Annotated in this window: 7 protein-coding genes and 1 pseudogene; 6 read left to right on the top strand and 2 right to left on the bottom strand. The window is 44.3% G+C overall.

Features of this window, described 5'->3' with window-relative positions; genetic code table 11:
* The 4 genes and pseudogenes from ACESZP_RS17635 to ACESZP_RS17620 all read left to right on the top strand — a co-directional run.
* Window positions 1-100 (top strand): annotated as a pseudogene (locus ACESZP_RS17635) (TetR/AcrR family transcriptional regulator); the annotation flags it as partial.
* 155 nt (window positions 101-255) lie between these two features.
* Window positions 256-2,031 carry an ABC transporter ATP-binding protein gene (locus ACESZP_RS17630; RefSeq protein ID WP_147514141.1) on the top strand — a complete coding sequence of 592 codons (1,776 nt, stop codon included), beginning with the start codon at window positions 256-258 and terminating at the stop codon, window positions 2,029-2,031.
* Complete coding sequence (locus ACESZP_RS17625) at window positions 2,028-3,758, top strand: ABC transporter ATP-binding protein (RefSeq protein WP_147514140.1); 1,731 nt, start codon at window positions 2,028-2,030, stop codon at window positions 3,756-3,758. Before ACESZP_RS17630 ends, ACESZP_RS17625 begins: the two co-directional genes overlap by 4 nt.
* A gap of 72 nt (window positions 3,759-3,830) precedes the next feature.
* On the top strand, window positions 3,831-3,995 hold the full coding sequence (locus tag ACESZP_RS17620) for a cysteine-rich KTR domain-containing protein (protein WP_054689890.1): 165 nt from the start codon (window positions 3,831-3,833) through the stop codon (window positions 3,993-3,995).
* Window positions 3,996-4,046: 51 nt separating this feature from the next.
* Here the strand turns inward: ACESZP_RS17620 and ACESZP_RS17615 are convergent, their stop codons facing one another.
* Entirely contained in the window at window positions 4,047-5,483 is a 1,437-nt protein-coding gene (locus tag ACESZP_RS17615; RefSeq protein ID WP_119204754.1) for a MobA/MobL family protein, read from the bottom strand.
* A gap of 247 nt (window positions 5,484-5,730) precedes the next feature.
* Window positions 5,731-5,946 carry a helix-turn-helix domain-containing protein gene (locus ACESZP_RS17610; protein ID WP_004612412.1) on the bottom strand — a complete coding sequence of 72 codons (216 nt, stop codon included), beginning with the start codon at window positions 5,944-5,946 and terminating at the stop codon, window positions 5,731-5,733.
* Between the two features lie 180 nt (window positions 5,947-6,126).
* Here ACESZP_RS17610 and ACESZP_RS17605 point away from each other — a divergent pair, with 180 nt between their 5' ends.
* Complete coding sequence (locus ACESZP_RS17605) at window positions 6,127-6,813, top strand: helix-turn-helix domain-containing protein (RefSeq protein WP_119204753.1); 687 nt, start codon at window positions 6,127-6,129, stop codon at window positions 6,811-6,813.
* 87 nt (window positions 6,814-6,900) lie between these two features.
* Window positions 6,901-8,199 carry a tyrosine-type recombinase/integrase gene (locus ACESZP_RS17600; protein WP_119204752.1) on the top strand — a complete coding sequence of 433 codons (1,299 nt, stop codon included), beginning with the start codon at window positions 6,901-6,903 and terminating at the stop codon, window positions 8,197-8,199.
* The last annotated feature ends 117 nt before the right edge of the window (window positions 8,200-8,316 follow it).

The following is an 8,316-nucleotide window of genomic DNA, read 5'->3' as shown; positions in this document are numbered from 1 at the left end:
GTTGATTATACATGAAATGCCTCTTGAAGAAGCAAAGCACTATTTGAAAGAAATGAGAGATTTCTATACCGCCGGGTGGATGAAAATTATGGGGCAATAAAAATGAATAAATTCGTTAGGGCAATCTGCCCTATAATTTTTATACACAGGTTAGTTACTGCTAACTTCACAAGGGCAACACTAACTGAAATGAGGATATTGGAGGACGTTCATTTTGTTCTCGTATCATAAAAAATTTTCAAGGAGGTTTTATCAATGAAAAAACAGTCAAATCTATCAAGACTGATGGGTTATGCCGGAGGGCATAAGATATTGACTTATCTTTCTTGGGTACTGTCTGTAATGAGTGCACTGTTGGCTCTTGTACCTTTTTGGTATATATGGTGTATTATTCACGACATACTGGAGGTTTCCCCGGACTTCTCACAGGCGGAGAATGTCACAGGCTACGGTTGGTCTGCCGTATTGTTTGCAGTTATCTCTATTGTTGTTTACATAGCCGCTTTGATGTGTTCGCATTTGAGCGCGTTCCGGGTTGCCGCTAATATCCGAAAAGAGCTTATGCGCCATATTGCAGCATTGCCGCTCGGAGTAACGGAGAAGTATGGAAGTGGAAAGCTGCGGAGAATAGTAAACGGTTCCAGTGCTGCTACGGAAACGTATCTTGCACACAGGCTTCCCGACAAAGCGGGGGCGATTGCCACCCCTATAGGGCTATTTTTCCTGTTGCTTGCTTTTGACTGGCGGTTAGGGCTTTTAAGCCTTGTTCCCGTTGTGCTTGGTTTTCTGATTATGATGAAAATGACAGGAAAAGACATGGAAAAGCGAATGGAACAATATCAAAATGCGCTTGCCGATATGTCAAATGAAGCCGTTGAATATGTGCGGGGCGTACCCGTAGTAAAGACTTTCGGACAGACAATCTTTTCTTTCAAACGCTTCAAAAACGCGATAGACAATTACGAAACATGGGTAATCGCATACACAAAGGGGCTGCGTCTGCCTATGATGTTCTATACAACGGCAATTAACAGTGTATTCGCGTTTCTGATTGCCGGAGGTATTCTCTTTACAAGGGGCGGCGTAACAAATGAACTTCTGTTAAACCTTATTTTCTATATTGTGATTACGCCCGTCATTGGTACGACGCTCACAAAAATTATGTTTATGAGCGAGGACGCAATGATTGTAGGCGACGCAATTAACAGGATTAATGAAGTGCTGAACGAAAAACCATTATCTGAAAGCAGCGTGAATAATATCCCTAAAGATAATGGGATTACATTAGAACACGTTAGTTACAGCTATGACGGAAAGAAAAACGCGCTCAATGATGTATCTCTTTCCATAAAACCGGGGCAGACAGTCGCATTGGTAGGATCGTCCGGCGGCGGCAAGACAACGCTTGCAAATATCGTCACAAGATTTTTTGACCCGCAAAAAGGGCGCGTACTGATAGGGAATATCGACATATGCGACATTCCGAAAGAAACATTGATGAATAAGGTGTCCTTTGTATTTCAGAACAGCCGACTTATCAAAGCGTCCATATTGGAAAATGTGCGTATGGCAAAGCCTGACGCTACACGCGAAGAAATCGCCCATGCTTTGGAAGCTGCACAGTGCTTGGATATTATTGAAAAATTACCGAATGGCATTGATACGGTTGTCGGCGCAAAAGGCGTATATCTGTCCGGCGGCGAACAGCAAAGAATAGCGATTGCCCGCGCGATTTTGAAAAATGCGCCTATCATAATCCTTGATGAAGCGACCGCATTTGCCGACCCCGATAATGAGGTGCGCGTACAGCAGGCTTTATCCGCGCTTTCAAAGGGAAAGACCGTCATTATGATTGCACACAGGTTGTCGTCAATCACAGACGCGGATTGCATTTATGTACTGCAAGACGGTGAAATTGTCGAAAGCGGCACACATAGCGGACTGATAGAAAGAAACGGCATATTTACAAAAATGTGGAAGGATTATTCCGAAGCGGCAGAATGGAAGATTGCAAAGGAGGTAAACGCATGATTAAGACATTGCAAAGACGTTTTGCATTATCAAGACAGGGGGCTGTCGATTTGATAAAAGGCTGTATTGCCTGCGTCGTACAGGATATATCCTTTATGCTCCCTGTGGGATTGCTCTATTACTTTGTCATTGACACCATGAATGGGAACTTGAATGGAAGCCGCATTGCTTTTTATGCGGTTGGTTCTTTGGTTTGCTTATGCCTTATATTTATTGCGACTTGGTTTCAATATAACGCCACTTACTTAGCGACTTATGTGGAAAGCGGGGTAAGGCGTATATCCTTAGCGGAACGGCTACGCAAAATCCCGTTGTCCTTTTTTGGCAAAAAAGACCTTGCGGATTTAACCAATTCTATTATGGGAGACTGTGCTACGCTTGAAACTGCATTCTCCCATTATGTACCCGCATTGGCAGGCTCCCTCATTTCAACAACACTAATTGCAATCTGCCTTTTTGCTTACGACTGGCGAATGGCTCTTGCGGCGGTGTGGGTTTTACCGATTGCATTTACAATCACATTCTTTTCAGCTCGCATACAGGAATACTTCAACTGTAAATCTGTAGCGGCAAATGTCGCGCTTGAAAGCGGTGTACAAGAGTGTATCGAAAGTTTACAGGACTTGAAATCAAACAATGCGGAAGAAAGTTATCTGAAAGGACTTGACAAAAAAATTGACTATGTAGAAAAACGGCACATTATAACAGAACTTGGAACAGCACTTTTTGTTGTTTCTTCAACACTAATATTAAAGTTTGGAATTGCTACGGTTGCGCTTGTAGGCTCTACGCTGCTTATTCGTGGAGAAATTGATATTCCGCTGTTTTTTATGTTCTTGCTTGTAGCTTCAAGGCTTTATGCCCCGCTTGAAGGCGCATTGCAAAATCTTGCTGCGGTAATCTCTACGAAAACGAACATAGACCGCATGAACGAAATCCTTGACCAACCTATTCAGACAGGGGAAAATCAACTGATAAATAAAGGTTATGACATTGTATTCGACCATGTAGGATTTGCTTATAATACTGGGGAAACCGTATTGAAAGATGTGTCTTTTACGGCAAAACAGGGAGAAGTTACCGCTTTAGTCGGACCGTCCGGCGGCGGAAAAACTACGGTGTCGCGTCTTGCCTCGCGGTTTTGGGACATAAACAAAGGGAAGATTACTGTCGGTGGTATGGATATATCGAAAATAGAGCCGGAAACCTTGCTGTCTCTGTACTCTATCGTATTTCAAGATGTGACGCTGTTTAACAACACAATCATGGAGAATATCAGAATAGGCAGAAAGGACGCGACCGACGAAGAAGTAATTGCGGCGGCAAGACTAGCAAATTGTGAAGAATTTGCAGAAAAGCTCCCAGACGGGTATAACAGTATGATTGGTGAAAATGGTTGCGAATTGTCTGGCGGGGAAAGGCAGAGAATTTCAATCGCCCGCGCTTTTCTCAAAAATTCCCCTATTATCTTACTTGATGAAGCAACGGCAAGTCTTGATGTGGAAAATGAAACATTGATACAGGCTGCTTTGTCAAGACTGATAAAGGACAAGACCGTACTTGTTATCGCCCACCGTATGCGTACCGTAAGCGGCGCAGATAAAGTGGTTGTGCTTTCAAACGGTACGGTTGCCGAACAGGGAACGCCGGAAAAACTGATGAACACAGGCAAAATTTATCCGCATATGGTAAAGCTGCAAATGATTAGTCAGGATTGGGGAATTTAGATTTCTAACTGAAATTGAATGATATAGATTTCATATTTTCCCATTAGTGAGAAACGCAAAGAGGTCGACATTATGAAAACAGAATGGATACTTTGCCCTGTCTGCGGCAATAAAACCCGAACAATGATACAGGAAAATACTGAGATGAGAAACTTTCCTCTCTACTGTCCGAAGTGCAAAAAAGAAACAATCATCAATGTTCAGGATATGAAAATCACGCTTGCAGTCAGCAAATAATTATGTGCCACCGCCGCTATGGGTAACACCATAACGGCGGTTTTTCCATATCTATCGGCTATCTCTGTCAATGGATTTTTTGCGCTGTCTTTGGGGTGGTTTCTGCCTATTTTTATCCTGTATCTCCCGCAAATGTTTTAATACGCTCTGCTTTTCGGGTGGTCTGCGCTGCTCTTTGGCGGCGGCTGACGGTTTCCTGCTGGTCTGACGCTCCCACTCGGCAAGGTCACGGCTGTACTGTTCCACAACGCTTTCCATTTCTCGGAAAGTACGCATGAACGCCTGCACATCGGGATAACCGTCCTCTTTCAGAATATCGGGCAGCATATCCAGTTTTGCAGCGATTTCCTTTTCCGTCTGCTGTATCTGCTCGGACAAGGCTTTACGCTCCTTGCCTTTGAAAAGCCCCTTTGTGTCTGCAAGCTGCGCTTTCAGTTTCGGGAGAACATCGTCCTGCAAACGGCGGATTTCCCTTGCGCCCTCCTGCGCCTTTATCATCAGATTTTTCATGCGTCGAAATTCCGCCATATCCATATCCAGCGTAGGCTTGGGCGGCATATCCTTTTCTCGGATAAGGCTTTGCAGAAGCTCCTTTGCCCTGCCGATAATGCTGCGGAACAAGGTAGGCAGCCAGCCCTTTTCTTTAATGGACTGACTTGCCTTTTGGTGGATTTCCTCTTTCTTGATTTCCAGTATCTTTGTTTCCTCAATCCCCGATAACAATGCCATATCCGCCGTCCTGTTCCATTCCTGCCTTGCGGCGTTGTCGGCTTCAATCTCGGCGGCTTTGGGATTGTTCTTACCGATTTTCTTGGTAGGAAGATAAACGCTGTTCTTATCAAATACCTTTAACTGCTGTTCGGGATCAGCAATATGGCGATTGATAAGGTCAGTGTAAATCTCTTTTACCTCCCGAAGAAAAGGCTCGCTTTTGAATTTATCATCTTTCACGGTAAAGAGGTGGCTTTCGTAAACCTCGCCCTTTTTAATGACGGTGCAGCCTTTTCGTATCTGTCCGTCCTCCCCTGTGATTTCTTTCTTGGTGCGTACCCTTTTGCCTGTTTCATCATAGAACACGCTGCGTGTGGCTATCTTGATGTCAGGTTCAGGAAGCAGCTTTCTTTCGCTGAAGATAAGGTGGATATGATAGTTTGTCTTGCGTTTGTTGTGGTGGAGGGCTGACACGCACTCTACACCATACCGCCTGTGGAACTCCTCCGTAAAATCTTCAAGGACTTCCTGCGGCTCGTATTTTGTATATACTTCGGGCAGGGCGATAATCAATTCCCTTGCTTCAATACATTTGCCCTCCGTACCGCTTCGCTTAAATTCCTGCTGGCTTTCCCTTGCAAGGTTACTCCAAAATTCATTGTCGGCGGTGCGGTAGGTGGCATAGAGATTTTCCTGTCTTGCGTGGCTTGTGATATAGGATATTCTTCCCTTGACATTGGGTAGCTTTGACATCTGTATAAAACTGTGTCTTGCCATATACTCCTTCCTCCCGTGACGGGCATACTCTTTTTGCAACCGAGAAATCGGTTGCTGCTGTTTCGGCAGCGTAAGCAGACGGACAGCGAAGAAAACAGCGTGCTGTTTTCTTCTGTATCATAGCGGCGGTGCATTGTCCGAAGCTGTGATACATAGCCCCCTGCAAGGGCGAAATACCCAGAGTACAACTCGAAGATTTGTGCGAGGGGTGTATTTCGCTCTCAAACGCCGAGGGCTTGGAGAATGGTTATTCTACTTTGCGAACATCGTTTTCATTGAGCAGGTTTCTTCCCTGATTGACGCTCATAAATCGCTCTAAAGTATCCCTGCGGATAATCGCTTTTCTTCCGACCTTGAGGACGGGAAGTTTGCCCCAGTCTACCAACTTACGCATTGTATTTCTTCCGATACCCGTACATTCTGCGGCTTCTTCTATGGTTAAACCCATTTTGATGTTGCTCATTTTATCAACCTCCTTTCAAAATACGCATTTTGCAACTGTGTATCTGTAATTATACTTATTTTGCTATCTCTTGTCAACTTGTTTTGCAACTTATCAAGAAATATTTTTGCCTATTATTAAATTTATGGTTGCAAAATAAGTTTTTCTGTGCTATACTATCATCAATAGGAGGTGAAAACCTTGAAACAAGAAATTACATTCACCGCAAAACAGGTCGGTGAACGAGTGAAAGAACGCCGAACAGAGTTAAACTTAACAATGCCCGAACTTGGTAAGCGTGTCGGAGTAAACAAATCTACCATTCAGAGATATGAAGCGGACGGTGTAGACCCGAAGCGTACAATGATTATCAACGGACTGGCAGAAGCACTCCTGACCACTCCCGAATGGCTGACAGGACTTTCCGAAGATAAGGAATACGACAGCCGCACTTTATGTGCAAAGGATATGGAGGAACATATCAAAAATTATCTTGATACCGTTTCTTCTGTGGTAAAGGGAGAACCGCACCAACAGCTGCTCACCACATTCCTCGGAAAGATGATTGACCTCTATACGGTTATGACTTATCACTTTGCAGACGCTATGGCTGAGGTTGACCGTGTAGCGGAGGACGAGGGCTTAAAGCAGTCCTTACGCCGCTATGCGATTGAGTCAGGGGCGATTATGGAAAGAGTTTACCGTAAAGAAATGGAACTTCCTATCGAGAATATGAAGCAGTTTTTAGATGGAATTTTACATATCTACGATGAGGGACGCACCGCTGTAAAGATGGGCGACCTGTTCGGGATAGTGACAGCAGCCGAGGAAAGGGTTGCTGAAAAAGAAAAATTCCGTGGCACTTTGACAAGTGAAAATGCCGATTGACATTCATCGGCATAAGTGACACTATTACTTTACGCACACCATATGTCACAGTCCCGATTGCCACGGATAGAAAGGAGAAATTTATCTATGGCAAAAGGTTCTGTAAGAAAAAAAGGTAAAAAGTGGTACGCACGCTTCTATATCGAAGATGAAAGCGGCAGAAAAGTACAGAAAGAGTTTGTGGGAACAGAAAGCAAGTCTGAAACAGAAGCCCTGCTCAGAAAAGCAATCGCTGACTATGAGGAAAAGAAGTTTGTCGGGAAAGCCGAAAACATCACGGTTGGCGAAATGCTGGATATGTGGGTAGAGGAAGAACTGAAGCCCGGCAGCCTTAGCAACGGTACGGTTATGGCATATATGGCGGCAGTCAAAAAGATTAAAAAATATCCCATTGGCAGCCGAAAACTGAAAACCGTGACTGCCGACCATTTACAGTCGTTTATCGACCTGATGAGTTACGGAGGGATAAATCCTGGCGGTACAACTTCAAAGCCGATGAGTAAAGGCTATATGCTGCAATTCTCGGCGGTACTGCAAAATTCATTTCGTTTTGCTGTATTTCCGAAAAGGCTGATAACCTTTAACCCGATGCAGTATGTGAAGTTGCGTGGCAGAAAAGAGGAAACAGATATTTTCTCGGACAGCGAAGAAGATATTGTTCCTGTTCCTACCATTACACACGGGGAATACCAAAAACTGACGGACTTCTTAACCCAAAAGAAACACCCTGCGTTGCTTGCGGTGCAGATAGCCTACTATGCAGGCTTGCGTATCGGAGAGGTCTGCGGTCTGACTTGGCAGGACATCAACCTTGACGAGCAGTATCTAACCGTAAGACGCAGTATGCGGTACAATGGCACAAGGCATAAGCACGAAGTCGGCACGACAAAACGCAGTAAAGTCCGTACCGTTGATTTCTGTGACACATTGGCGGACATCTTACGGAAAGTAAAAACAGAACAGCATAAAAACCGTTTCCTTTATGGCGAACTGTATCATCTGAACTACTGTAAGACGGTCAAAGAAAAAGGGCGTACTTATTATGAGGTTTACAGTCTGCAAAGAACACAGGAAACGCCCGAAAATGACAGAGAATTATCCTTTGTCTGCTTAAAAGAGGACGGTGCTTTTGTTTCTGCAAGTGCAGTCGGTCAGATTTGCCGCAAGGCAAAAGCAGAGGTTGAGGGATTGGAGGACTTTCATTTCCACACACTCCGCCATACCTACACAAGCAATCTGCTTTCGGGCGGTGCAAAACCCAAAGATGTGCAGGAACTTCTCGGACACTCTGATGTCAGTACCACAATGAACATTTATGCCCACTCTACCAGAGAAGCGAAGCGGACTTCCGCAAGGCTCTTGGATAAGGTTGTGGGCGAAGCATAAAAAATTCCCTTGTTTCGGCTCATAAGGGCAAAAACAAGGGAAAATACATAAGGTTTTGATATTTGATAGGCGGTAAGCCTTGAAAAATCAAGGAATTTCGGAAGATTGAATTTTTAA

This window comes from Candidatus Dorea massiliensis AP6, assembly GCF_964245105.1.
In the GTDB taxonomy this organism is placed as follows: Bacteria; Bacillota; Clostridia; order Lachnospirales; family Lachnospiraceae; genus Laedolimicola; species Laedolimicola intestinihominis.
This window is presented reverse-complemented; position numbering and strand designations above follow the sequence as displayed.

Coding starts and splice junctions, on each gene's coding strand:
- ACESZP_RS17620 (WP_054689890.1), top strand. CDS start 3,831: ATGAAAACAGAATGGATACTTTGCCCTGTCTGCGGCAATAAAACCCGA.
- ACESZP_RS17630 (WP_147514141.1), top strand. CDS start 256: ATGAAAAAACAGTCAAATCTATCAAGACTGATGGGTTATGCCGGAGGG.
- ACESZP_RS17615 (WP_119204754.1), bottom strand. CDS start 5,483: ATGGCAAGACACAGTTTTATACAGATGTCAAAGCTACCCAATGTCAAG.
- ACESZP_RS17625 (WP_147514140.1), top strand. CDS start 2,028: ATGATTAAGACATTGCAAAGACGTTTTGCATTATCAAGACAGGGGGCT.
- ACESZP_RS17600 (WP_119204752.1), top strand. CDS start 6,901: ATGGCAAAAGGTTCTGTAAGAAAAAAAGGTAAAAAGTGGTACGCACGC.
- ACESZP_RS17610 (WP_004612412.1), bottom strand. CDS start 5,946: ATGAGCAACATCAAAATGGGTTTAACCATAGAAGAAGCCGCAGAATGT.